Annotated in this window: 20 protein-coding genes; 8 read left to right on the top strand and 12 right to left on the bottom strand. The window is 57.9% G+C overall.

Annotated elements, in window-relative coordinates; all coding sequences use genetic code 11:
- Window positions 1-474, bottom strand: coding sequence for a hypothetical protein (locus ACR0IY_RS03395; RefSeq protein ID WP_480670433.1), 474 nt, complete (start codon window positions 472-474; stop codon window positions 1-3).
- A 96-nt stretch (window positions 475-570) separates the two neighbouring features.
- Between ACR0IY_RS03395 and trkA the strand changes: the two genes are divergently transcribed.
- From trkA to ACR0IY_RS03370, 5 genes are all read left to right on the top strand, one after another.
- The gene (trkA, locus tag ACR0IY_RS03390) at window positions 571-1947 is read left to right on the top strand and encodes a Trk system potassium transporter TrkA (RefSeq protein WP_480670432.1); all 1377 of its coding nucleotides are present in this window, start codon (window positions 571-573) and stop codon (window positions 1945-1947) included.
- Window positions 1947-3485 carry a TrkH family potassium uptake protein gene (locus ACR0IY_RS03385; protein ID WP_480670431.1) on the top strand — a complete coding sequence of 513 codons (1539 nt, stop codon included), beginning with the start codon at window positions 1947-1949 and terminating at the stop codon, window positions 3483-3485. Before trkA ends, ACR0IY_RS03385 begins: the two co-directional genes overlap by 1 nt.
- A 126-nt stretch (window positions 3486-3611) precedes the next feature.
- Window positions 3612-3851 carry an RNA chaperone Hfq gene (gene hfq, locus ACR0IY_RS03380; protein ID WP_010440340.1) on the top strand — a complete coding sequence of 80 codons (240 nt, stop codon included), beginning with the start codon at window positions 3612-3614 and terminating at the stop codon, window positions 3849-3851.
- Complete coding sequence (hflX, locus tag ACR0IY_RS03375; RefSeq protein ID WP_480670430.1) at window positions 3851-5122, top strand: GTPase HflX; 1272 nt, start codon at window positions 3851-3853, stop codon at window positions 5120-5122. The genes hfq and hflX overlap by 1 nt, the downstream gene beginning before the upstream one ends.
- 51 nt (window positions 5123-5173) lie before the next feature.
- Entirely contained in the window at window positions 5174-5437 is a 264-nt protein-coding gene (locus tag ACR0IY_RS03370; RefSeq protein ID WP_480670429.1) for a putative quinol monooxygenase, read from the top strand.
- A gap of 18 nt (window positions 5438-5455) precedes the next feature.
- On the opposite strand, the gene ACR0IY_RS03365 is transcribed toward ACR0IY_RS03370, so the two are convergent.
- The 4 genes from ACR0IY_RS03365 to hemB form a co-directional block, all read right to left on the bottom strand.
- Entirely contained in the window at window positions 5456-5851 is a 396-nt protein-coding gene (locus tag ACR0IY_RS03365) for an ester cyclase (RefSeq protein WP_480670428.1), read from the bottom strand.
- Window positions 5852-5956: 105 nt separating this feature from the next.
- Window positions 5957-8419 (bottom strand): penicillin acylase family protein, encoded by a 2463-nt coding sequence (locus tag ACR0IY_RS03360; RefSeq protein WP_480670427.1) that lies wholly within the window; start codon window positions 8417-8419, stop codon window positions 5957-5959.
- A gap of 174 nt (window positions 8420-8593) precedes the next feature.
- On the bottom strand, window positions 8594-9166 hold the full coding sequence (locus tag ACR0IY_RS03355) for a lipid-binding SYLF domain-containing protein (protein ID WP_480670426.1): 573 nt from the start codon (window positions 9164-9166) through the stop codon (window positions 8594-8596).
- Window positions 9167-9306: 140 nt separating this feature from the next.
- The gene (hemB, locus tag ACR0IY_RS03350; RefSeq protein WP_480670425.1) at window positions 9307-10305 is read right to left on the bottom strand and encodes a porphobilinogen synthase; all 999 of its coding nucleotides are present in this window, start codon (window positions 10303-10305) and stop codon (window positions 9307-9309) included.
- Between the two features lie 120 nt (window positions 10306-10425).
- Between hemB and ACR0IY_RS03345 the strand changes: the two genes are divergently transcribed.
- Window positions 10426-10950 carry a component of SufBCD complex gene (locus ACR0IY_RS03345; protein WP_480670424.1) on the top strand — a complete coding sequence of 175 codons (525 nt, stop codon included), beginning with the start codon at window positions 10426-10428 and terminating at the stop codon, window positions 10948-10950.
- A gap of 21 nt (window positions 10951-10971) precedes the next feature.
- Entirely contained in the window at window positions 10972-14427 is a 3456-nt protein-coding gene (gene mfd / locus ACR0IY_RS03340) for a transcription-repair coupling factor (protein ID WP_480670423.1), read from the top strand.
- On the opposite strand, the gene ACR0IY_RS03335 is transcribed toward mfd, so the two are convergent.
- The 5 genes from ACR0IY_RS03335 to ACR0IY_RS03315 all read right to left on the bottom strand — a co-directional run bounded on the left by ACR0IY_RS03335 (window position 14424) and on the right by ACR0IY_RS03315 (window position 20274).
- Window positions 14424-15098, bottom strand: coding sequence for an SH3 domain-containing protein (locus ACR0IY_RS03335; RefSeq protein ID WP_480670422.1), 675 nt, complete (start codon window positions 15096-15098; stop codon window positions 14424-14426). The genes mfd and ACR0IY_RS03335 overlap by 4 nt on opposite strands.
- On the bottom strand, window positions 15095-16759 hold the full coding sequence (locus ACR0IY_RS03330) for a tetratricopeptide repeat protein (protein WP_480670421.1): 1665 nt from the start codon (window positions 16757-16759) through the stop codon (window positions 15095-15097). The genes ACR0IY_RS03335 and ACR0IY_RS03330 overlap by 4 nt, the downstream gene beginning before the upstream one ends.
- A gap of 57 nt (window positions 16760-16816) precedes the next feature.
- The gene (locus ACR0IY_RS03325) at window positions 16817-18025 is read right to left on the bottom strand and encodes a multidrug effflux MFS transporter (protein WP_480670420.1); all 1209 of its coding nucleotides are present in this window, start codon (window positions 18023-18025) and stop codon (window positions 16817-16819) included.
- Window positions 18026-18100: 75 nt separating this feature from the next.
- Window positions 18101-18760: a DsbA family oxidoreductase gene (locus tag ACR0IY_RS03320; protein ID WP_480670419.1), complete on the bottom strand. Its 660-nt coding sequence runs from the start codon at window positions 18758-18760 to the stop codon at window positions 18101-18103.
- The gene (locus tag ACR0IY_RS03315) at window positions 18757-20274 is read right to left on the bottom strand and encodes a class I adenylate-forming enzyme family protein (protein ID WP_480670418.1); all 1518 of its coding nucleotides are present in this window, start codon (window positions 20272-20274) and stop codon (window positions 18757-18759) included. Before ACR0IY_RS03315 ends, ACR0IY_RS03320 begins: the two co-directional genes overlap by 4 nt.
- A 65-nt stretch (window positions 20275-20339) precedes the next feature.
- Between ACR0IY_RS03315 and ACR0IY_RS03310 the strand changes: the two genes are divergently transcribed.
- Window positions 20340-20963: a helix-turn-helix domain-containing protein gene (locus tag ACR0IY_RS03310; RefSeq protein ID WP_480670417.1), complete on the top strand. Its 624-nt coding sequence runs from the start codon at window positions 20340-20342 to the stop codon at window positions 20961-20963.
- Here the strand turns inward: ACR0IY_RS03310 and ACR0IY_RS03305 are convergent.
- Entirely contained in the window at window positions 20952-21188 is a 237-nt protein-coding gene (locus ACR0IY_RS03305) for a hypothetical protein (protein WP_480670416.1), read from the bottom strand. The genes ACR0IY_RS03310 and ACR0IY_RS03305 overlap by 12 nt on opposite strands.
- A 537-nt stretch (window positions 21189-21725) precedes the next feature.
- Window positions 21726-23540 carry an extracellular solute-binding protein gene (locus ACR0IY_RS03300; RefSeq protein ID WP_480670415.1) on the bottom strand — a complete coding sequence of 605 codons (1815 nt, stop codon included), beginning with the start codon at window positions 23538-23540 and terminating at the stop codon, window positions 21726-21728.
- Between the last annotated feature and the right edge of the window lie 265 nt (window positions 23541-23805).

The following is a 23805-nucleotide window of genomic DNA, read 5'->3' as shown; positions in this document are numbered from 1 at the left end:
CTAGACAGGGTTGATGATCTGGATCGATCCGTTGTCGAACTTAACAAAGCAGGACTGAGTGGTCAGTGGCGGCAGTTTCGTCGTTGCAGCCGCAGGCACCCGTGATTTCTCGTTCTGCTTACAGGGGGGCAGGCTAACCGGGCGAAAGCCCTTTTGGGCCATGCATTGCGCCTCAACCTGATTTCTCAGGCCCTGATTCACGTCTACAGTATAGACACGCCCGGGTTGCCACCATCCGGGCGAGCGATAGCAGTGTCCCCGACCGTCGCAATAGGTGCGACCGGGCCAGTAGGTGGGCGGGCTTTGCCGGACCTGATTGGCCACCGGCACCTCATTTACGGCCTGAACCTGACATTGCGTGGTCTCGGCCTGTAGGCGCGATACGCTTTCACCTTCGCGGTAATACATTGACAGTGGGCCTTCGCACGCGGACAGGGCCATCATTGGAATAAGTAAACGAAGCACTGATTTCATGGGCTTATCTTGCCTTAGCTTCGTCAGCATGACAATTCAATTGACCGCTATGGGGGCATCTGTCATTCAAAGAATTCAGGCAGAAGGGCCAGAAACATGAAGGTCATCATTTGCGGTGCGGGTCAGGTGGGTTGGCAAATCGCACGGCACCTTTCGGGCGAACTGAACGACGTAACAGTGGTGGACAACAACCCAGATCTGGTGCGCCGCGCAACCGAAACACTGGATGTGCAGGGGATCGCAGGCTTTGCCAGCTATCCAGATGTCTTGAGCAGGGCTGGAGCCCGCGATGCGGACATGATCATTGCTGCGACCCATTCGGATGAGGTGAACATGGTCACTTGTCAAATGGCGCACTCGGTGTTTTCAATTCAGCGAAAGATCGCCCGTCTGCGGTCCAAGTCCTATTTGCAGGCGATCCATTCCGACCTGTTCCGCCGCGATCACCTGCCCATCGACGTGGTAATCAGCCCCGAACGCGAGGTTGCAGCTGCAGCCATGCGCAGACTGTCCGCGCCTTCGGCATTTGATACTGAAATGTTCATGGACGGCAAAGCCCAGTTGCTGGGCATTCGGATCGAGGAAGACTGCCCGGTGGTCAACACACCGCTGAGGCAGCTTACCGATCTGTTTTCGACGCTCAGCTCGATCGTTGTCGGTGTGCGGCGCGAAGGCAGCCTGTTCGCGCCGGAATCCGGGGATCAGTTGTTCGTAGGCGATGAATGCTATGTCTTTAGCAACGTCAACGACGTGGACCGCACGATGGAGGTCTTTGGCAAAACCCAGAAAAAACAGGACCGTGTGGTGATTGTCGGTGGTGGCAATGTCGGGCTTGAGGTCGCACGCACGCTGGAGGAGCGGGAAAGCCGGGTGCGGTCCAAAGTCATCGAGCGAGATCGTCATAGCGCCGAACTGGCGGCTGAGGCGCTGGAGCGCACGATTGTTCTGAACGGTGACGGTCTGGATGCCGCGTTGCTACGAGAGGCCGGGATCGAACGCGCCGACGCCATGCTGGCGGTTACGGATGACGACAGGGCCAACATGCTGGCCGCTGTTCGCGCCAAGGCAGAAGGGTGCGCCCTGGCGATTGCGTTGATCAATGATCCCAGCATGGTGGCGCTGATGGGACCGTTGGGGATTGATGCCTACATCAACCCGCGCGCAACCACCGTGAGCTCGATCCTGCGTCACATTCGCCATGGGCGGGTGCGGCAGGTCTATTCCATCGGCGATGCCGAGGCCGAAGTGATCGAGGCCGAAGTGCTGTCTACCTCTCCAATGGCCGGGCAAAAGCTGCGAGACATCGACTTTCCCGAAGGTGTTCTGGTGGGTGCCGTTCTAAAGGGGGACGAGTTGTTTCGTCCGACCGGCAGTTTGAGGATCGAAGAAAAGGACGTGGTGGCAATCTTTGCCATGGCCAAGGACGTGCCCGAGGTCGAGCGTTTGATGCAGGTCTCGATTGATTTCTTCTGATGATGCGCGCAGAGACACAACGCATCGGTCTGGTACGGCGGTTGCCGTTGTTCTTGTTGATTTGGGGCGTTTTTTCGCTGTCGATGTGGGTGCCGGCGATTTATGCTCTGGCGCTGGATGACCACGACACCTCGCGGTCGTTTTTCTATTCTGGTTTGCTGGGATTGTTTGTGGTTGGAAGCGTTGCGCTGGCGACGTCCAACCGGGTGCCGCGCAGGGGGACATTGGGACAGTTGGCAGTTCTGTTAGGGTGCTTCACTGTTCTGCCGTTGTTCCTGGCCATCCCGCTGCATGATGCGCTTGGAACTACAACGTTCCTGAACGCATATTTCGATATGGTCAGCGCATTGACGACCACAGGCGCTGACATCTTTCCGGATCCCGATCGTCTGAACGCTCCGCTGCACTTTTGGCGCGCGCTGGTCGGCTGGATGGGCGGGCTGATTATGTGGATTTCCGCGGCCGCGATTCTGGCGCCGCTGTCGCTTGGCGGATTTGAAGTCACCGCACGCGGGCAACCCGGACGCCCGGTTTCAGGTGTGGCGCAAAGCGAAAAGGTCGATCCGCGTGGTCGCTTAATCCGGGTTACGCGCACTCTCGCACCTGTTTATACAGGCCTAACGGCGGTCATCTGGCTGCTGCTGCTGATCGCGGGTGAGCAGGGACTGACGGCCGTTTGCCATGCCATGTCGACGATGGCCACGTCCGGGATCTCGCCAGTCGGAGGGTTGGAGGGTGCGCAAGCCGGTGTCACTGGCGAAGCGATCCTGTTCCTGTTCCTGTTCTTCGCGCTGTCCCGCCTGACTTTCTCTACGGATACGGCCACAACCGGATATTCGCGGCTGGATAAAGACCCCGAATTTCGTATTGGCCTGATGATTGTTGCTGCCGTCGCGGTTCTGTTATTCTTTCGCGTTCTGGCCGGCGTTGCCGAGATCGGCGGCACGGTTAAACCGCTCGAAGCGCTGAACGTGCTTTGGGGTATGGTGTTCACGGTTTTGTCTTTCTTGACCACGGCTGGTTTCGAAAGCGCCAACTGGAATGATGCGCAACAACTATCAGGGCTTGGCACCCCCGGGCTGATCCTGATGGGGCTGGCCCTGATTGGGGGTGGCGTTGCGACGACTGCGGGGGGTGTCAAACTGCTGCGGGTGTTCGCTTTGTATCTGAATGGCGCGCGCGAGATTGACCGCTTGATCTATCCCTCATCCGTCAGTGGCGCGGGCGGTGGTAACCGGCGCATCCAAAGCGATGGCGCCTTTATCGCGTGGATCTTCCTGATGATGTTCGCGCTGACGGCGGCTGTGTTCAACCTGCTGCTTGCGATGACCGGTGCGGGGTTCGAACAGGCTATGGTGCTAAGCGTCGCTGCGCTCAGTACCACAGGTCCGTTAATCGAATTGGCGACGGATATTCCCATTCGGATCGTGGACCTGACCTCTGGGGCCAAGCTAACAATGTGCGCTGCGATGGTGATCGGTCGGCTGGAAACACTGGCAATCATTGCCCTGATTACGCCAAGCCTCTGGCGGGACTAAGAAACAACATCTGGATTGATGACTGATTTTTCGTCTGGAAACTCAGTTAACGACACTACATACTCAGCCAGAGGGAGCGCGTTGGTCCGCAGCGCGTAGCAAGAACAATGGCGAGATTATAAAAATATGGCTTCGGACAGACAGAATCTTCAGGACGCGTTCCTGAACAATGTACGGAAAGCAAAGGTCCCGGTTACAATTTTCCTGATCAACGGCGTGAAATTGCAGGGTGTCATCACCTGGTTCGACAATTTCTGTGTTTTGTTGCGCCGCGACGGACAGTCGCAGCTGGTCTACAAACACGCGATTTCGACCATTATGCCGTCGCAGCCGATCAGCCTGTATGAGGGCGAAGACGCCTCTTGATGGAACATGACAGGACGCGCACCCGGGCTTGGGTGCTGCATCCGGATATCAAATCAGATGAACAGCGCCGTGTTCCCGAACCAGCGCTGGCCGAGGCGGTGGCACTGGCCGCCGCTTTGCCCGATCTGGATGTGATCGGGTCCGATATTGTGCGCCTTCAACGCGCACAGCCGGGGCTTCTTTTTGGAAGCGGCAAGATCGAAGAACTTGGTGAACGCTTTCACGACGCCGAGGTTGAGCTCGTGCTGATTGACGGTCCAGTAACGCCAGTGCAGCAGCGCAACCTTGAGAAGGCGTGGAAGGTCAAAATCCTCGACCGAACTGGCTTGATCCTTGAAATTTTCAGCGACCGTGCCCGTACCCGCGAAGGTGTGTTGCAGGTCGAGATGGCGGCGCTTAGCTATCAGCGCACGCGATTGGTGCGCGCGTGGACCCACCTGGAACGTCAGCGTGGCGGATTGGGTTTTGTTGGCGGTCCGGGTGAAACCCAGATCGAGGCCGACCGCCGCGCCATTGACGAACAGCTCGTGCGTTTGCGGCGGCAGCTTCAGAAGGTGGTCAAGACTCGCACCCTGCATCGTGCAGCACGGGCCAAGGTACCGTATCCGATTGTGGCCTTGGTGGGGTACACGAACGCGGGCAAATCAACCCTTTTCAATCGACTGACCGGGGCTGAGGTGGTGGCCAAAGATATGCTGTTCGCTACGCTGGACCCGACCATGCGGCGGGTTGAGCTTCCGGACGGCCCCGAAGTGATCCTGTCGGACACGGTGGGTTTTATCTCGAACCTGCCGACCGAACTGGTCGCGGCGTTCCGCGCCACGCTTGAAGAGGTTCTGGGGGCGGATATCGTTGTGCATGTGCGCGACATCAGCCACGAAGAGACCGACGCACAGGCGCAAGATGTCGAAACCATTCTGACCTCGCTGGGTGTTGACGATGAACGTCCTCGGCTTGAGGTCTGGAACAAGATCGACCTGTTGGACGACGAGGAACGAGAAGCGGCGTTCAAACGAGCGAACCGCGACCCCGAGATTTTTGCGATCTCGGCCGTGACCGGCGAGGGAGTCGACCCTCTGCTGGCCGAAATCGCAACCAAGCTGCAAGGCGTCCGACACGAAACAACGCTGATTCTTGGGTTCGCTGACGGCAACAAACGTGCTTGGCTGTTCCGTCAGGATGTCGTGCGTTCCGAAAAGCAGACCGATGATGGTTTTGAAATCACGGTATTGTGGACAGACAAGCAAGCGGCGCATTTCGCGGCCCTTTGATCTTCCGATAGGTGGATACCAATAGCGCAAGATGGCAACGGAAAGGTCTATTTGCGCGAGTTTATCACTTTGCCCGCGGACCGGCTGGAAACGGTCCGGGCTGCATTGCCAGAGCATATCGTGCTAACGCGGGCCGAGCCGGGATGCCTGTCCTTTGAGGTTGTCGTGGATCCAAACATTGTCGAGCGTTTTAACGTCAATGAAGTGTTCGAAAATCAGGCCGCGTTCGACGCCCATCAGCTAAGGACAAAGGCGTCGGTCTGGTTTGTGGTGACTGAAGGCATCCCGCGAGAATATTCGATCATGTCGGAATAACCGGATCAGCCTGCCAAGCTATGCGCCATCAATCTGGCGCTGCATATCTTCGGCATCAAACCAACCTTGCGAGTACAGGACTTTGTGGTCTTCGCCCAGATCCCATTCCTCCCAACCCCGTGTCAGGACGTGGTTGCCGGTCTTGGCGTGATGACCTTCGAAGGTCCAGACAAAGATAGCGTGGCGTCCAGCCCACCGCATCATGTCGCAGCGCAGTTCAAGATCAGGGAAGTCCGATTGAAATCCGCGGGCCATTTCGGAAATCGCGGCGCGGCCTTGCAGTGGCTCGGCCCGGTTCATGCTCATCTGACAGTCTGAAGCAAAAAAGCTGGCCACCGCGTCGGGATCGCCCGAACTCCAGGCGATTGCATAGTCGCGCGCGAGGTTGTTCAACCTATCCCGAATACTTGCCATTTGTGCCCCCGGTCCCAAATAATTGGCTCGCAGATCGTAAGCGAAACACCCATCTGCGTCCACGACCGCGCGAAAAAGGGGCAAGGTCTTGCCGAAGCGTCGAAATTAGCGCGGAATTAGATTGGTGACACCAACAGCTGCGGCGCGTGCAAGATCGAGGTCCAGTGACATAGGGATATACTCGCCCCGTCGCCACAGTTGAGCCTGATCGTCATAATAACGCGACAAAAAGTGCCCGGACTGGCCGGTTGCAGTAATAAAGACCGAACTGTCCGGATCGGCGAAATCATAAACTCCGCGATAACCCGCGCCGTGTACGTTCTGGAACGGATCCTTGCCTTCGCCCGAGGTGCGCCCGCGCAGCAAGGTGTTGTCACCACCGCTTGTGGACTGACGGATGTTGACGAAGAACCGCAGCACAGGAACTGTACCCAGAACCGGATGGTCATGAGTGGCCTGATGCGCATCGCCCCAGCGCAGGGATTCCAGCGCGCTGCCGTAATTCTCGGAAATCCAGATCAGCGCGTCATCCAACGCCAGCCGTGCCATGTCGGTGCAGGTCTCGACCGGGGCGCTTTGGCGGACGTCACACCATACTGAAGCACCGTCAATGTCGCGATAGACGCGTTCGATGAACAGCGGCTCGACATGTTTGTATTCCGCAGCCAGAGGACCCAGATCGTCCGAGATCAGGCGGATTTGCAGCGCCCGCAGCCAGGCGGCGTAGATCAGAGGTTCGGGCAGATGCTCGTTCATCTCTCCGTTCCATTCCGCCAGCAGTGACAAGGCGATCTGGCGCTGGCGTTCCGGGGTGCCTTCGGGGGCGGATGCTCCGGTGAACCACAGGTCGGCACCGATCAGCGGTAGCAGAGACCGTGCGGTGAAGCTGACGGTATCTAGTTGCGCCTCGATAAAGCTGTCACGGGTATGAACTTCGCGCGATTGCATCAGGCGTTCCCAACGGTGCACGCGCTGAGTGTCGCCCCATTCGTATGAGACATGCTTGGGAAAAGGTCGGTCGATGATCTTGTTGTTGGTGTTGCCAAGAATGCCGCCAGCAGGGGCCACGAATTCCGGGTTGTCGGCATAAGGCAGGCGGCCCTGCCACAGGTTTTCGGCCAGCCAGCCGGGTGTTGGAATGCGGCCTCGGCTTTGATTGCGTATATCGCGCTTGGGCATCGCTCCGATCAATTTGAGGCCAATCGTGTCTCTGTCTACCAGCGACAGGTTCTGAGACGGGGAGATGTACTTTTCCCCGGCTGCAATCGCGTCAAGCACGTTGTCGGCATTCATGAGTGCCATCGAAGCCGTCATTGAAGTGTCGCGCGGGCTGAGCGCCGTCCAAGACAACGATGCGACGTGACCCGGCGGAGTGATCGTTTCCAGATCATAGTGGCTTCCGGGTAGGACAGGGCCATTATCCGTCCATCGCAGGGTCAGAGTGATGGGCGCGTCGTCCTTGATTTCAATTATCGAGGGGCGGGTGCGGAAATTTTTGTATCCATCTGGGGTCAGGTATTCTTCGGGGTTGTCGGGGTTCAGCTGTTCGATATGCACATCCTGATCGTCCAGATAGGACGAGGTCAGACCCCAGCCCAAACGGTCACTGCGCCCGGTCATGACGGCAGGAACACCGGGGATAGTTGCGCCAATTACGCCGCCTTTGGCCAATTCAAGCCGGGCCAGATACCAAACGCCCGGCGCGGTAAAGCCCAGATGCGGGTCATTGGCCAGCAGTGTACCACCACTAGCGGACCGCGAGGGCGCAGCGGTCCACGCGTTTGATGCGCCAGCCAGCCCCCGCTTTGGGAAAGGCGACAGGGGTGTGTCCGGCATTGGCGTTCCCTGGGCATAGCGGGGCAACCCCGGAAACAACGCGGCGTATTCGGGTAGGGCAGCGATGCCTTCGCCCGGCACATTTGGCAGGATATCTGCCAGCCGGGCGGGATCGTTCAGGATCAGCGACGTGCGGGCTCGCAGCACTTCGTCTTTCAGATGGCCGGACAATTGCAGGCCCATCAGCTTGATCACTGCGATGCTGTCGCCGGGTTGCCACGGGGAAACCGGGGCGTCGAACAGGAACATTTCGGGCGCACCGCGGCCCAAAGCGGCCTCGTTGATTTCAGCCAGCCGTGCGTTCACCCCGGCGGCATAGGCACGCAATGCCGCCTTGGTGTAGTCGTCCTGCACATCGACCGAGCGATGAGCCAGACCATACAGGTCCAAGCGGCGCAATAGCTTGTCTATGTGGACGGTCCGAGCCCCAAAAACTTCGGACAGCCGACCCTGTGCGGTGCGCCGCATGACGGTCATCTGCCAAAGCCGATCCTGCGCGTGGGCATATCCCAGCCCAAAGAACACGTCCGGGTCGTTTTCGGCCAGAATATGCGGCACATTGGCGGTGTCTCGGACGATCTCGACCGGGGCGGTCAGACCTGTGACTTCGACCGTCTGATCGTAATCCGGCAGCGACTGGCTGGCCAGAAAATACACCAGCGCCACAGCTGCCAGCCCCAGAAGGATCAGGCCCGAAGTAATACGCACTAGCCATCGAAACACAAATCCCATCTGCGGCTCATAATCCTGTCTGTTTCAGATTGCGGCAAGACTAGTAGATGGTCGGGATGACCGAAAGAGGAAGAGCCCCGGAATATTCATGTTTACAGCACCGTAAACAGAAAAACCCCGCTACAAAGGGAGCTTGTGGCGGGGTCTGTTTGAGGGGGGTGTGGTAATCCTGAGTTACGGAATGATCCGCGTGTATTTTGTGCCTTCGACGGTCGCACCAATTTGCAGGCCGGCTTGACCGAATACCGCTGCCAGAACAGGGGTGCGCAGCGTTGTCGTGTCGGTAGAGAGTGAGTCGCCCTGATCGCTGACCACGTAGCCGATATCGGCGCCGGCGGTCCAACCGCTGGAACGGCGGAAATCGTTCAGCGCATCCTGTGTCATGAAAAACAGGACATGGGCGTATTGCTGGGCACCGATCTGCAATCCAGCGGTGCCTTTAACGGCCGAATAGTAATCAACGGTCGCGCCATTGATGCGCAGCGCGCCGCGACCATAACCGCCACCGAATACGAAACCGGCTTCGGTGATCAGCGGCATCACCAACATGCCGTTGGATTTCTCGGCGATTTCGACAGTGTTCGGGTAACGCGAGTACATTTCGGTCAGCGTGGCATCGACGCGTGCGTCGATTGTGGCTGCGTTTGAATTGCCGACACCGTTGCCGCACGCGGCGGTCAGTGTCAGCCCGGCCATGCCCAAGGCAAAGCCACGACGATTTAGTCGGTGAGAGTTGGAACTGCTCATGTCATTTCTCTGTATAACTGCCTGATTTGTCGGGTGTTCCCGATCTTATGTGCGAGAATACGCCGATTGCGGCCTCGTGTCACGGGAAAGCTGTGGAGGCTTTGATCACAATCGGCGGAAACTTGCGACTATTCGGTGATTTAGTCCTGAAGGATACGCGCGACTTGTGGGGCAAAATAGGTCAGGATGCCGTCACAGCCCGCCCGTTTGAAGGCAAGCAGGCTTTCCAGCATCACCTTCTCGCCGTCAATCCAACCGTTCTGCGCCGCGGCCTGAACCATCGCGTATTCACCGGACACTTGATAAGCATAGGTTGGCGCGCCAAAGGTGTCTTTAACACGACGACAGATATCCAGGTAAGGCATGCCGGGCTTGATCATCACCATATCCGCGCCTTCGGTCAGGTCGCGCTCGATCAGACGCAGCGCCTCGTTGGAATTGGCGGGGTCCATCTGATAAGTTTTCTTGTCCCCGGTTAGCGCGCCCGACGCGCCTACCGCATCCCGGAATGGGCCGTAGAAGGCGCTGGCGTATTTCGCGGCGTAGCTGAGGATCATCACGTTATGATGCCCAGCCGTTTCCAACGCATTGCGCATCGCACCGATCCGGCCATCCATCATGTCCGAAGGGCCAATGATGTCGGCCCCGGCTTCGGCCTGCGCCAGTGTCATCCTCACCAATGCTTCGATCGTCTTGTCGTTCACGATTTCGCCCTCGACGACATAGCCGTCGTGACCATTGATGTTGTAAGGATCGAGCGCCACGTCTGTCATGACGGCAATATCGGGTGCTGCCGCCTTAATCGCACGAATGGCACGGTTCGACAGGTTGTCGGGATTCCACGCCTCGGCGCAATCTTCGGTCTTCAGGCTTGGATCGGTGTATGGAAAGATGCAAATGGCGGGAATTCCCAGCGCCTGCGCCTCGACCGCAGCCTTGGCAATCAGATCGACCGAGCGGCGGACCACTCCAGGCATCGAGGGCACGGGCTCCTCAATGCCTTCGCCGTCGCGCACGAAAACCGGCCAGATCAGGTCGTCGGTGGTCAGCGTGTTTTCCCGGACAAGCCCCCGCACGGCGGGCGATTGACGCGCCCTGCGAAAACGGGTTTGTGGATAGGGGGCGATGGTCGGTTTCATGTCGCGCTCTCCTTGAATATTTCCGCATTGGGTGGCATGAATTCCTCGTGGTCTCAAGGGTTACGATGGACGCAGTTGCGCAAACAAAGCCCCTAAGGACAGTGAACAAAGGGCTGACGCTTGGACTTATACTCTTCGCTTTTCGAAATCATCGACATGCGCAGCTTTTCGAATCTGTGGTATTGGATCGGGTTGGCGGTACTTTGGTCGACGGCTAGCCACTGGGCGATGGGTGTTCCCTACGATCTGGTGGTGAGGGCTCGACGGATCGGTGGGCAGGCCGAGCAAGACCTGCTGGACATCGTGCGGATCAACGGCAATCGCATCCTATATATTGTCGATGTGTCCGGGCTGGTCATCCTGGGGCTTAGCTGTTTCTGTTTCACCGGCCTGGCGATGCTTGGATTCTACTATGGGGTCGAGTTTGCGCAGGCCGTGTTTTTGTTGCTGTTTCCGATCTGTCTGGTGATGCTCATCAATATATCGGCGGCGCGTAAGTTGCAGCGCAGCGAGAAAAAACTAGAGATCGTCGGTAAGGTTCTGACGCGTTGTCGGATTTATACGCAGATCATTGGAATGATTTCGATCTTGATCACGTCGCTTTGGGGCATGTACCAGAACTTTTCAATCGGTGTTCTGGGATAGAAAATTCGGAAAGGCAGGACGATGACGGCTCCGAACCACGTGACAGTCGGCGGCGCCCCCGAAGGGTTTGACGCGCAGCTTGTCCTGAATGAGATCGCACGGTCTGGCGGGCCGGTGGCTCATGTCGCGCGCGACGACAAGCGGATGGAGGCGATGCGCGCCGCGCTAGCTTTCTTTGCGCCTAACATGCCAGTGTTCGTTTTCCCCGGATGGGATTGTCTGCCATATGACCGGGTGTCGCCCAATGCCGATATCGCGGCAGCACGCGTGGCGACGCTGGCGGCGTTGGTGCATCAGATGCCCGAGCGTTTTGTACTGCTGACCACTTTGAACGCCGTCACGCAGCGGGTTCCGGCCCGCGATGTATTACGCGAGGCCGCTTTTACCGCACGCGTGAACCATCGCGTTGACGAAACTGCGTTGCGGAACTTTCTTGTTCGGATGGGTTTCACCCAAAGCCCAACGGTGATGGAGCCTGGTGATTACGCCATACGGGGCGGCATCATCGACATTTTCCCTCCGGGCGAGGCCGGCCCTGTCCGTCTGGATCTGTTCGGGGATGTTCTGGATGGTGCCCGTCGGTTTGACCCGGTTTCACAACGCACCACCGAAAAGCTGGATGTGGTTGAATTGGCTCCGGTGTCCGAGGTCATTCTGAATGACGCTGCCATTACGCGATTTCGTCAGAACTATCGCATTGAATTCGGCGCGGCGGGTACGGATGATCCCCTGTATGAGGCTGTCAGCGCGGGCCGCAAGCATCAGGGGATCGAGCACTGGTTGCCGTTCTTCCATGAAAAGCTGGAAACGCTGTTCGACTATCTGCCCGAGGCGACGATAACCCTTGATGATCAGTTGACGCCAGCGCGGCTCGCTCGGTGGGATACTATTGCCGATCAGTACGAAACGCGGCGATTGGCGCTGGAAAACCGTTCGCGTATGGACACGGTATATAAGCCCACACCGCCGGGACTTCTGTATCTGGACGACGCGGCGTGGGAACAGGCGGTAGGCGATCGGCGCATGTTGCAATTCGGTCCTCTGCCACAGGCCAGCGGCCCCGGAGTGATCGACGCGGGCGGGCGGATCGGCCGGAATTTTGCGCCCGAACGGCAACAGGAAAGCACCAGCCTGTTTGGCGCGTTGGCCAGCCATATCACTGACAAAATGGCTAAGGGTCCGGTGCTGATCGCGTCATACTCCGAAGGCGCGCGCGAACGTCTGACCGGCTTGATCGAAGACGAAGGTCTGGCCGAGGCCATTCCCGTCACCAATGGCACACGTATTGGCAAACGCGGACTGCATCTGGCCGTATGGGCTTTGGAACACGGATTCGAGACCCCAGATTTGACAGTGATCGCCGAACAGGACGTTCTGGGCGACCGCCTGATCCGCCAACCCAAGAAACGCCGCAAGGCCGAAAACTTTCTAACCGAGACGCAATCGCTCAGCCCCGGTGATCTGGTTGTGCATGTCGATCACGGGATCGGCCGGTATATGGGGATGGAGGTCGTTACGGCCGCTGGCGCCGCCCACGAGTGCTTGCTGCTGGAATACGCCGAGCAATCCAAGCTGTACCTGCCGGTCGAAAACATCGAATTGCTGTCGAAATACGGCCATGACGAGGGGTTGCTGGACCGGCTGGGCGGGGGTGCATGGCAAGCCAAGAAGGCCAAGCTGAAAGAGCGTATTCGCGAGATGGCGGACAAGTTGATCCGCATCGCCGCCGAGCGCGCCCTGCGCAAAGCCCCGGTCATGGACCCTCCGCCTCACGCGTGGGAGGAGTTCAGCGCCCGGTTTCCATATCAGGAAACTGACGATCAGTTGCGCGCGATTTCTGAGGTGATGGAGGACATGCACTCCGGCGCGCCGATGGATCGTTTGATCTGCGGCGATGTGGGATTTGGGAAGACCGAGGTCGCCATGCGCGCGGCATTCGTGGCGGCCATGTCTGGGGTTCAGGTGGCTGTGGTCGCACCGACCACTCTGTTGGCACGACAGCACGCAGCCTCGTTCAAGGAACGCTTTCGGGGTTTCCCGCTCGAGGTGAGGCAGCTGTCACGTTTCGTTTCGTCGAGAGACGCGCAACAGACCCGCGACGGGTTGGCGCGCGGCACGGTTGATATCGTGATTGGAACACATGCTTTGCTGGCTAAGGGCATCAGATTCAACAATCTGGGTTTGCTGATCATTGACGAAGAACAACATTTTGGAGTCGGTCACAAAGAACGTCTGAAGCAGCTACGCAGTGACATACATGTGCTGACCCTGACAGCGACACCGATCCCGCGGACGCTTCAACTGTCCCTGACGGGCGTTCGCGACCTGTCGATCATCGGCACGCCGCCTATCGACCGTCTGGCGATCCGTACTTATGTCAGCGAGTTTGATGCTGTCACCATCCGCGAGGCGCTGCTGCGCGAACATTATCGCGGCGGGCAGAGTTTTTATGTCGTCCCGCGTATCTCGGATCTGCCCGAGATCGAGGAATTCCTGAAAAGCCAACTGCCGGAACTGACCTATATGGTCGCGCATGGTCAGATGGCGGCGGGGGAACTTGATGACCGGATGAACGCGTTTTACGACGGGAAATACGATGTCTTGTTGGCCACAACGATTGTTGAAAGCGGGCTGGATATTCCAACGGCCAACACGATGGTTGTGCATCGAGCGGATATGTTCGGTCTGGCACAACTCTATCAAATTCGGGGCCGGGTAGGGCGGTCGAAAACGCGCGCTTACGCTTATCTGACAACCAAACCGCGCCAGAAGCTGACCGCTACCGCTGAAAAACGCCTACGGGTTTTGGGCTCGTTGGATACGCTGGGGGCAGGCTTCACACTAGCCTCGCAGGACTTGGACATTCGCGGTGCTGGCAATCTGCTGGGCGAGGAGCAATCTGGCCAAATGCGCGATGTGGGCTATGAGCTTTACCAGTCGATGCTGGAAGAGGCGATTGCCAAGATCAAAGCAGGCGAGATGGAGGGGCTATCCGACGCAGATGACCAGTGGGCGCCGCAGATCAATCTAGGTGTGCCTGTTCTGATTCCTGAGGACTACGTGCCTGATCTGGACGTGCGTCTGGGGCTTTATCGCCGCCTGTCGTCGCTGTCGACCAAAGTCGAATTGGAAGGCTTCGCCGCCGAACTAATCGACCGGTTCGGGACATTGCCGAAAGAGGTCAACACCTTGATGCTGGTTGTCCGCATCAAAGCCATGTGCAAACGAGCGGGCATTGCCAAACTGGATGGCGGACCGAAAGGTGCAACGATCCAGTTCCATAATGACAAATTCGCCTCGCCTCAGGGGCTGGTCGAGTTTATCCAGAACCAGCGTGGATTGGCCAAGGTCAAGGACAACAAGATCGTCGTTCGCCGGGACTGGAAAAAGGACAGCGACAAGATCAAAGGAGCCTTTGCCATCGCCCGCGATCTGGCGGAGAAGGTTGTTGCCGAGAAGAAAAAGGCTAAAGCCTAGTCTCCGCTGACAAAAGTGCACAGCTGCCAGTCGCCCGCGTCGGATTTCACGAATGCGGCGCGGTGACCTGTCATGGGCCACAAAAAATCGCTGTGCATATACCCTTGGGTGCCATCGGTGAGCATCACGCGCTGATACTCCGCAGCTTCATTGTAGTCACGGACTAACACGACTTCGTGGCTGATTAACGCTGACGCAGGGGCTCCGCGAACGGCAGCCTGGCGCAAAGCGACTTCGGTGCCGGTCACATAGAAGGCAAGACTCGCGTCTAGTGAGGCCGGCAGCGTTATCTGCCATTGATGCGGCATCCAATATTCGCCCTCATCGTCGAAATAGCCGGGCTGTGACAGGGTGTCTTCCAGATCGACCCAGTATTGATCATGCAATTCGTCTGCGTTGGCGCGATACTCATCTGACAGAGTTTCAGGGTCGAGGCTCAGTTTAGCGCGCAGTTCCTCGGGGCCTCCGTCACCGCCATGGCTGAGATAGATATCTGGGCAGGCCGCTGCTACGACGGCCTCAACATCGCGCGCCGCGACATTGGCCAGCAATGCACTCCGAAAGGCTACAAGCGACGGATCGCGATCAGCTTGATCAACCGGGGGAAAGGATTGACGGTCTGCAAAGGCAGGAGTGCCGAGCAGGGCGGCAAGCAGCAGGACACACCTCATTCGGCGGCCTTCATTGCGGCCTGAGCACAGAAGCAGGACGCTCCGACAGCCCGATCAGCGCGTGCCAGCGCCAGATCGAGACGCTGCCGGATCTGCTTGATTTCAACAGCTTCGCCGCGTGCCTTCAAGCAGTCGTACAACCCCTTGAGGCTCCAAACATTATCCGGGTGGATCGAGGCGCGGCTGAGGATGCCACCCAGTCCCAGATCCTCACGGTAAACCGCTTCGGCCTCAGCAACGTGACCTTGTTCGAACAACAGCGCCCCCAATGCATGTCGGGTCGGCTGCATCCAGCCCCATGGCTCGTCATAGGGTAAGGTGTCGTCCAACTCGACCGAGCGGCGCAGATGGGCATAGGCGATATCGTAATTGCCTTTGCGGTATTCGATTTCGCCCCGCAGCATTTCGCGTGCGATTTCAAGCAGATCGACGACGCGGTTGTTGTGCAGAAGGCGGTTTTCGGGCACGCACTCCTTGGCCGACAAGAATAGCTGTTCCTCGGCCTCTGCTTCGGCAACCTGTCCGGTGGCGGCATGCGCGATGGCGCGGGCGTAGTGGGTTGTGGCAGTCAGCGTACGGAAAAGATCCGGATCCGAGGGCAATTCCAGTGCCTTTGCGTCCTCCCACCTGCCAAAGCGGATCAAGATGTGCGGGCCCATGGACATATAGCTTTCGAAGTAATCCGCCATAGGTGGGCTTTCGATGCGCAGCATTTCTTCGGGCGTGGTATCCCAAAGGCCCTGATTGGCGCGCAGTGCGGGTTCCATCTGCCCTAGGAACAACGCGCCGTACATGGCAAAGTGGTAGTTGTGCTGGCGATAGCCGGTGTAGATGTTGAATGCCCCTTCGCGCTCGTAATACTTCAAGTCGGCCACGGTGGCCTGTTCGTTCCAATGGACGACATTTTGATAGTGACCGCACAGCACGTCGATATGGGTGGGCATGTGCACCAGGTGCCCGGCATCGGGAACCAGTGTGCGCAAGACATCCCCTGCTTTCAGCGCTTTTTCCGGGGTCGGCGACATTTCCATCAGGTGAACATAGAGGTGCAGCAGACCCGGATGCGACATGGCCATCGGATCGTCGGCCATCGCGTCTTCCAGTACCTTTTGCGCTTCAAGCGTCGCTGCGCCCTCGGCGGGTTGGCCAGTTTTCAAATCCCACATCTGCCAGGGGGTAAGGTTGAGCAGTGCCTCGACGTAAATGGTTCGCAGATCCAGATTCTCGGGTTGAACTGCAAAAGCCGCGCGCATGGCGTCGGCAAAATCTTGGTTCCAGCCGTTCATATTGGCAATCGGGTCGCGCTGCGGGTAGCGCGCGGGCAGGGCACGGACCAGCGCCTGTTCAACGGGTGAACAGGTTTCAACCAATGCAAGCGCCTGCTGCGCTGCATCAAAGGCCTGGCCCAACGCTTTTCGTTGACCGCGATCATCACGCAGGTCCCACGGCAGGTTGTAATTCGGCCCCGCCGCGTAGGCGATACCCCAATAGGCCATGGCGCATGTCGGGTCATACTCAGCCGCACGCTGGAAACAGACGACGGCCTCGTCATGGTTATATCCGTATGTCCAGACCAACCCTCGGTCGAACCACAGCTGAGCCTCGGGCGAGGATGTGGTGACGGGGCAGGAATAGGTGCCCAGATTGTAATAATCGCTCATAGAAAACCTCCGGTCGGATTAGGGGGAGGTTAACGGGATTCGCGCGGGCTGCACAGGTCAGGCAGGTACTCTGTTTTCGATCCGGCCCATGTGCAGCATCAGGCCGAACGCGACCATACTCATAACCAGAATGCCGGTGGTCAAAGGTGTCAGAGTCCCGTCAAACAGTAGCCCGATTGGCCCAGCGATGACCGCAGCAAGCACGGTGGACACCGCACCGATAACCGAGGCCGCCATGCCCGCGATATGGCCCATCGGCTCCATCGCGATGGCGTTCAGGTTGCCCATCGTCATGCCCGCCATGAAGAAGATCGACGTCTGCCAGAAGACAAATACGGCAAAGGACAGATTCGGCGAAAGTTGCATCGCGTTCAGAGCGATAACGCCGATTGAGATCGCGATCTGCGCTGCCAGCGCCCAGGTCACCAATCGCCGCATCCCGATGCGGATCACTAATGCTGCATTCAGCAGGCTGGCAGAGCCAGCAATCAATGCCACTAACCCGAACCAGAAGGGAAAACTGTCTGCACTGTCGTGGATTACGTCATAGACCGGTTGCACCATTGTCAGCATGGTGAACAGCATTCCGAGGCACAGGGTTTGTACGAAGATCGACAAGCGAACCGTAGGGTGACTGAACATTTCACGGGCTGAAGATGCCATCAGGTGCAGACGCAGCGGCCGGCGGTTCTCGGGCTTCAGGGATTCCGGCAAGCGCAGACCCATCCAGAGTACAGTGATCACCGAGAAAAGAATGAACGAGACAAAGATACCGCGCCAGCCGGTGATGGCGATCACTCCGGCCCCCATCATCGGGGCCACGGCGGGCACCAGCGTGAATATCATCATGGCGATGGAGACAATGCGCGCCATTTCCCGGCCCGAGTACAAATCGCGGATAACAGCCATTGCAACAACGCGTGGCGCGGCGCAGCCAATACCTTGTACGACTCGTGCGATCAGAAGTAATTCCAGCGAGGAACTGGCCCAGGCCACAGCCGCCGACGCGATGTACAGCGCCGAGCCGACATAAATCACCGGTTTGCGTCCGAACGCGTCGGACAGGGGGCCGACGAAGAAGGTGCCCGTTCCCATGCCCAGCACGAAAGAGGTCAGGATCAACTGTGCCCGATTGACGTCATCCGGGCTGAGCTGCGAGCCGATCTCGGGCAACGCGGGCAGCATCGAGTCGATCGAAAACGCAATTGTTGCAAACATCATTGCAACAAGTGCGATGAATTCCCCCAAAGACATGCGATTGGCCATAGCGTTCTCCTGACCTGCTCGAGCTATCACGGCAGATCACGCGGTTCTAGGGCTGAGTGCGCACAGAGTAATGTGCTAATTTGCAGAGGGAGCCTCAAGTTGAGACATGATCTCTTCAATCACTTTCTGCCACATTTCAGGAGGTTGCGCGCCGGGAACTGCGTGTTGGTTGGCGACGATAAAGGTTGGCACGGAATTGACGCCCATTTCCCGCGAATGCGTGTCTCGATCGCGGATGCCCTCGCGATCTGCGTCGGATTTCAGCAGTTTCAGCACCACTGCGGCATCCATTCCGACGCCGTCGGCGATGTCCGCCAGAACTTCGTGATCACCAATGTCGCGCGCCTGCACGAAATAGGCGTTGAACAGCGCATCCACGACGTCGTTTTGTTTGCCCTCGATCCCGGCCCAATGGATCAGGCGATGGGCATCCAGGGTGTTGGGCGTGCGTTTCATGCCTTCGAAATCGATGCTCAGGCCAGCGTTTTCCGCGTGTTGGACCACTGGCGCATAGGCGCGTACGGCACCGTCTTTACCGCCAAACTTACGCTCCAGATACTCGCGCCGATCCATGCCTTCATCCGGCATATCGGGATTCAATTGAAACGGATGCCATTCGATGACAAGTGGATGATCCGGGATGGCGGCCAAAGCCTTGTCCAAGTGCGTCTTGCCGATATAGCACCACGGACAGATCGGATCGGACATGATGTCGAGTTTAACGGTCTGAGTCATGGTGTGGTCGCCTTGAAATAGCCCGGCAACGCCCGGCGCAGAAGTTTGCCGTTCCCACCGGTTGGCAGTTCAGGCAGGTGAATGAAAGCGCGAGGTTGTTTGTACCGCGCCAGATTTGCCTCCACATAGGTCCGAAGGTCCGCATCGTCCAGCGTTTCCGGTCCGGTATAGAAAGCAGCTATCACAAATGTGTCCTGTTTGACCTCGACTGCGGCGGCCCCCACCTGCGTGATGCCAGGGTATTTGGCCAAAGCGGCCTCGACCTCGACCGGTGAGACGCGATAACCGCCCGCATTCATCATATCGTCGTCCCGGCCCAGATAGGTGATCTGCCCGTCAACCGCCATCGCCCCTTGGTCGCCGGTCAGGAACCAGTCGCCCTGCATCCGTGATTTGGCCTCATCGGGTGCGTTCAGGTAGGTCAGCATCAGGCCGGGGTCCGACCGGTGAATGGCGATGGTGCCTTCCTGTCCTTGCGGCACAGGCCCGTCCGGCCCGAGGATCGCCACACGGCGGCCCGGTTGTGGCTGACCCAATGCTTCGCCTCGTGCTGGATGGGCTGGGCTGGAAGAGATGAAGGTCGAACACTCGGACATACCATAAGCTTCGTACAGTTCGGTTCCGGTCGCCTCGGCCCATTGTGTGTGCAGATGCCGAGACAGCTTTTCGCCTGCGCACAAACCGTGACGCAGCTTTGGCAATTGCAGGTCACCTGAGGTCTTGAGCAGTTTGCGGAACACACCGGGTGCGGCCGCAAAAATCGTAGCACCGTGTTGGTGCAGTAGTGCAGGCAGCGTTTCCGGGTTGGTGCCCGGTTCGGGGATCAGGGCCGTCGCACCTATGGTCCAAGGGTCCATCAGCCCGGTTCCTAGTGTATAAGTCCAATTGAAGGCACCGGCATGGCACAGGCGGTCTGTGTTCTTGAGCCCATACCAGCCGTCCACCATCATCTGACGCGCCCAGATCGCGCGGTGAGCATGGGCCACGGCACGCGGTTTGCCTGAGGTGCCCGACGTGTAGACGACATAGGCCAGCCGGTCGGGGTCTCCGAACTGATACGCAGCTGGGGGCAGGGTGCGCATTTGGGACAGATCGTCCAGCGTGATCTGGGTTGGATGTGCAGCACAAGCAACAGCCGGGTCCCGCAAGATTGCAGCTGGGTTCAGATCCGCGATCATGCGCGCGGTTTCCGGTTCGGTCAGCTGCGAGGACGTAGGAACAGGTACAATCCCTGCCGCAATTGCCCCCAGATAGGCAATTGGGAAATCGACCGTGTTCCCCAGCCGCATCAAGGCAATATCGCCCGCCTTCAATCCAGCGCGCTGCAATCCGGAGGCCGTCCCCAGAATGGCTGCTTGAAGGGCTTCATATGTCCAGTCTTCGGCACCATCGCTGTGCAAGACCGACAAGGCGATTTTATCGGGAGACTCATCCGCGCGGCGCAAAACATGCGCAGCCAGATTGAATGGAGCGGGGCAGGTCGGCGGCGGCCCCTGATCGAAAATAGAAAGCATGGCAACTGGCTATCGCGCTGCTTGCCGCGTTGCAAGCGGGACAGGCTGCGCCTATAGATTGGCCCATGAGCACCAATGAACAGCCTTCACTTATCCGTATTGCACGGGACTCTGGCGAACATACCGAACTTGAACCGCTGGACCTTGGCGCGCGCGTGCGCCAGTTGCGCAAAGCGCGGAACTGGACCTTGGAACAGGCAGCCACGCAGGCCGGGCTGGCGCGTTCGACACTCAGCAAAATTGAAAACGGGCAGATGTCTCCGACCTATGACGCGCTGAAAAAGCTTGCCACAGGTTTGGAGATTTCAGTGCCACAACTGTTCACGCAACCACAGCGTGATCAGGTCATTGGTCGGATGGCCGTCACCCGTATGGGGGAAGGCGCAGCCCACCCAACGGTGACTTACGAACACGAACTACTGGCAGAGAACCTGACCAAAAAACAAATGCTGCCTTACCGCGCCCGTGTTCGCGCGCGCTCAATGGACGAGTTCGACGGTTGGGTCCGCCACGACGGCGAAGAGTTCCTGTTTGTACTGACTGGAGTTGTGAAGCTTTATACCGAGTTCTACGAGCCCGTTGAAATGCGCCGAGGCGACAGCGCCTATTACGACGGGAGCATGGGGCACAATGTCATTTCGGTAAGTGACGAGGATGCGACGATCCTTTGGGTAACGTCACTTACTTAGTGTCCTGCTGAATTCGCGGTTCAGGCCTTCGGTAAACAGAAAATCCTCAAGCTCTTCGTGCGCTTCATTCACGGTCAGGTGGTGGCGTTCGGCCAAATACGCTTCGAACCGTTTACGATCTTTACACAGCCGCACCTTGTCCTGATCCAACAGGTTCGGAAAACGCCGTTTCGCACGAGAATACATAGCGTCCCAGTCTTGCGTTAGGTCAGTCCAGTTCAACATCAGTCAGCTTTCCGTAGTTCGGGTTTCATGACTGCTCAGCCCCTCCGTAAGGGTACGGAGAGTGCAAGTGCACAAGCGCATGACAAAATGTCGCACCCTGTTTGATCTTACGTAAGGTCAAAAAGCCCGTCGCGAGTGATCCGCAACGGGCTGACGGACCTGAGTTTGGAGTGAGTGGAGGCCGGTCCGTAAAAACTTCGTTTACCGTGCCGAATGAAAGTTATCTTACGAATTTCGCAGTATTAATCTGATCAAACGGCGTGCTTTATTGGCCATAGGCTATAGCGTGAGTGTATGTTCCGTAAAGTCTTTTGTATGTAATTCGAGAAAATATCCTGAAATTAGTATCCGATCCGAATTGTGGCGGGCGGTTAAAAAAAGGGCCCAATATATTGTGTGCACCTGCACATGTGCCGGAATCCGCCGAAAATTGGGATCAAAGGGCAAGGCAATTCTGCGCGCCCTGATTTTGGAACTTTTGAAACAATCACGTTGGCGAACGGTGAACCGATTTTCCGCACAATCCGCCGCAGTTCATCAATCTTCATACCACCAAACTTGCGGCATGTATTCTGGCCCATCGCCGTAGATGGGCAGGGTATGCGGGTGCTTCAACTCCTTGGCATGTGCAATGCGGCCAACATCGAAATTCCAGATCGGAATGACATAGCGACCGGCAGTCAGAACGCGGTCCAGCGCGCGGGTTGCTGCGACAAACTCCTCGTGGCTTTCCGAGGCGAGCATCGCATCGATTAGTCCATCAACGGCCGGAGAAGCTACGCCCATCAGATTGCGTGTGCCGGGTGTATCGGAATTTTCACTGCCCCAATACAGTCGCTGTTCGTTGCCGGGTGACAGGGACAGGGCGCGGCGGAAAAAGGTCATGTCGAAATCCAACTCGGCATTGCGACCGGTGAATTGGGCGCTGTCGACCTGATCTACCGTTACCTGAATGCCAAGACGCTCAAGCGCGCGGGTGTAGATTTCCATGGCCGTCTGCCCCTCGCTGTCGCCTTGTTGCAGCAGGACAGTGATTGAAAAGTCTTCTCCGGCCTGATTGCGCAGCACACCGTCCTGTACGGTCCAGCCTGCCTCGTTCAGCAGCTTACTCGCCTTGCGGAGGTTGGCACGGTTGCGGGCTGACCCGTCACCTTCGGGCAGGGTGTAACCTTCCAAGGCGCCCTGCGGCAGGTCATCGGCATAGGGCTGCAACACCTCGGCGACGCGACCGATTGCGGGGCCGGGGTGCATACCCAGATCCGAGCCCGAGAAATACGAGGTGATCCGGGGCTGCGCACCTCCGGTAATCGTATCGTTGATGAATTCGAAGTTGAACGCCAGCAACAAGGCCTCACGCACGCGCCAGTCGTCAAAGGGCGCCCTGCGAGTGTTCATCACGAACCCGGTCATACCCGAAGGCTTACCATGCGGAATCTCGGTTTTAACCACGTCGCCGCGTTGGACGGCCGGAAAATTGTACTGGGTTTCCCATTTGTCGGCGTTGAATTCTCGCACGGCAGTCAGTGCTCCGGCTTTGAACGCCTCAAACAGAACCGTCCCGTCACCGAAGAATTCGATGCGTATATCATCCAGGTTCATGGTGCCGCGGCGGAATGGTATGTCAGCACCCCAATAGTCTGGATTACGACGCAGGTTCACGTACCGTCCGGCCTCGTAATCATCAACAACGTACGGCCCCGAACCGATGGGGACATCATGCAGCGCGGCCTCGGCGAAGTCTTTCCCTTCCCACTGCGCCTTTTGCAGGATGGGGCGGAGGCCAGCGATCAATGCGAGCTCCCGATCCGGTTCGTTAAAGGTAATGCGAACTGTGCGTGGCCCGGTTTGTTCGATGCTTTCGATCTTGCCCCACAGACCGCGGTAACGCAGGTGACCTTCGGTGCCCAAAATCTCATACGACCAGATGACATCATCCACGGTCACCGGGCTGCCATCCGAGAATTCGGCGTCTTCACGCAAAGTAAATTCCACCCAAGACCGGTCCAGTGCAGTCTCAATTGATTCGGCTAACAACCCGTAAAGAGTGAAAGGTTCGTCCCAGGACCGGCCCATAAGGCTTTCGTGGGTCCAGAATCTGAGCTGCCACGGAGAGGTGCCTTTTTGCACAAACGGGTTCAAACTGTTAAAGCCGCCGGTGTTTCCGAAAACGACCCTGCCGCCTTTGGGCGCGTCCGGGTTGGCGTAAGGCAGAGACACAAAATCCGGTGGTAGGGCAGGGTCGCCATACATAGCTATGCCATGAGCCGATTCTGCGTGGGCAATAGCCGCGGCAAAAACAGAGGTGATTCCCGCGATCAAATGACGAACGGGGCGTAGAAAATCGGGGCGCATTTTGGAAACAATCCTGCTCTGGCCTTATTTTGTTGGGATTCACCGTACCGATGATTTTTCTTATTATCAAACTTTTAGCTTGGACGAATGCATGGAATTGCGTATAAAGGTTCCACTGCTCGATAGGTTTCTTGCCTGTATGAAACCTGCCTCAATAACTTAACGCCCGCTTCGCGCGGGCGTTTTTTTTTGGCCGTCTCGTTCACCAGATGCAGAACCCTAGTGTTTCCCCGTTTCCTTTGCACGTGCAGCATGGCACTGTGCG

The organism is Ruegeria sp. BC1 (assembly GCF_056539305.1).
Note: the sequence above shows the minus strand (reverse complement) of the source record. Positions and strands in the feature narration are given on the sequence as shown.

What these genes read in the sequence shown, in the direction of transcription:
- ACR0IY_RS03395 (WP_480670433.1), bottom strand. Translation starts at nt 474, where the DNA reads ATGAAATCAGTGCTTCGTTTACTTATTCCAATGATGGCCCTGTCCGCG.
- trkA (WP_480670432.1), top strand. Translation starts at nt 571, where the DNA reads ATGAAGGTCATCATTTGCGGTGCGGGTCAGGTGGGTTGGCAAATCGCA.
- ACR0IY_RS03385 (WP_480670431.1), top strand. Translation starts at nt 1,947, where the DNA reads ATGATGCGCGCAGAGACACAACGCATCGGTCTGGTACGGCGGTTGCCG.
- hfq (WP_010440340.1), top strand. Translation starts at nt 3,612, where the DNA reads ATGGCTTCGGACAGACAGAATCTTCAGGACGCGTTCCTGAACAATGTA.
- hflX (WP_480670430.1), top strand. Translation starts at nt 3,851, where the DNA reads ATGGAACATGACAGGACGCGCACCCGGGCTTGGGTGCTGCATCCGGAT.
- ACR0IY_RS03365 (WP_480670428.1), bottom strand. Translation starts at nt 5,851, where the DNA reads ATGGCAAGTATTCGGGATAGGTTGAACAACCTCGCGCGCGACTATGCA.
- ACR0IY_RS03360 (WP_480670427.1), bottom strand. Translation starts at nt 8,419, where the DNA reads ATGGGATTTGTGTTTCGATGGCTAGTGCGTATTACTTCGGGCCTGATC.
- ACR0IY_RS03355 (WP_480670426.1), bottom strand. Translation starts at nt 9,166, where the DNA reads ATGAGCAGTTCCAACTCTCACCGACTAAATCGTCGTGGCTTTGCCTTG.
- hemB (WP_480670425.1), bottom strand. Translation starts at nt 10,305, where the DNA reads ATGAAACCGACCATCGCCCCCTATCCACAAACCCGTTTTCGCAGGGCG.
- mfd (WP_480670423.1), top strand. Translation starts at nt 10,972, where the DNA reads ATGACGGCTCCGAACCACGTGACAGTCGGCGGCGCCCCCGAAGGGTTT.
- ACR0IY_RS03335 (WP_480670422.1), bottom strand. Translation starts at nt 15,098, where the DNA reads ATGAGGTGTGTCCTGCTGCTTGCCGCCCTGCTCGGCACTCCTGCCTTT.
- ACR0IY_RS03330 (WP_480670421.1), bottom strand. Translation starts at nt 16,759, where the DNA reads ATGAGCGATTATTACAATCTGGGCACCTATTCCTGCCCCGTCACCACA.
- ACR0IY_RS03325 (WP_480670420.1), bottom strand. Translation starts at nt 18,025, where the DNA reads ATGGCCAATCGCATGTCTTTGGGGGAATTCATCGCACTTGTTGCAATG.
- ACR0IY_RS03320 (WP_480670419.1), bottom strand. Translation starts at nt 18,760, where the DNA reads ATGACTCAGACCGTTAAACTCGACATCATGTCCGATCCGATCTGTCCG.
- ACR0IY_RS03315 (WP_480670418.1), bottom strand. Translation starts at nt 20,274, where the DNA reads ATGCTTTCTATTTTCGATCAGGGGCCGCCGCCGACCTGCCCCGCTCCA.
- ACR0IY_RS03310 (WP_480670417.1), top strand. Translation starts at nt 20,340, where the DNA reads ATGAGCACCAATGAACAGCCTTCACTTATCCGTATTGCACGGGACTCT.
- ACR0IY_RS03305 (WP_480670416.1), bottom strand. Translation starts at nt 21,188, where the DNA reads ATGTTGAACTGGACTGACCTAACGCAAGACTGGGACGCTATGTATTCT.
- ACR0IY_RS03300 (WP_480670415.1), bottom strand. Translation starts at nt 23,540, where the DNA reads ATGCGCCCCGATTTTCTACGCCCCGTTCGTCATTTGATCGCGGGAATC.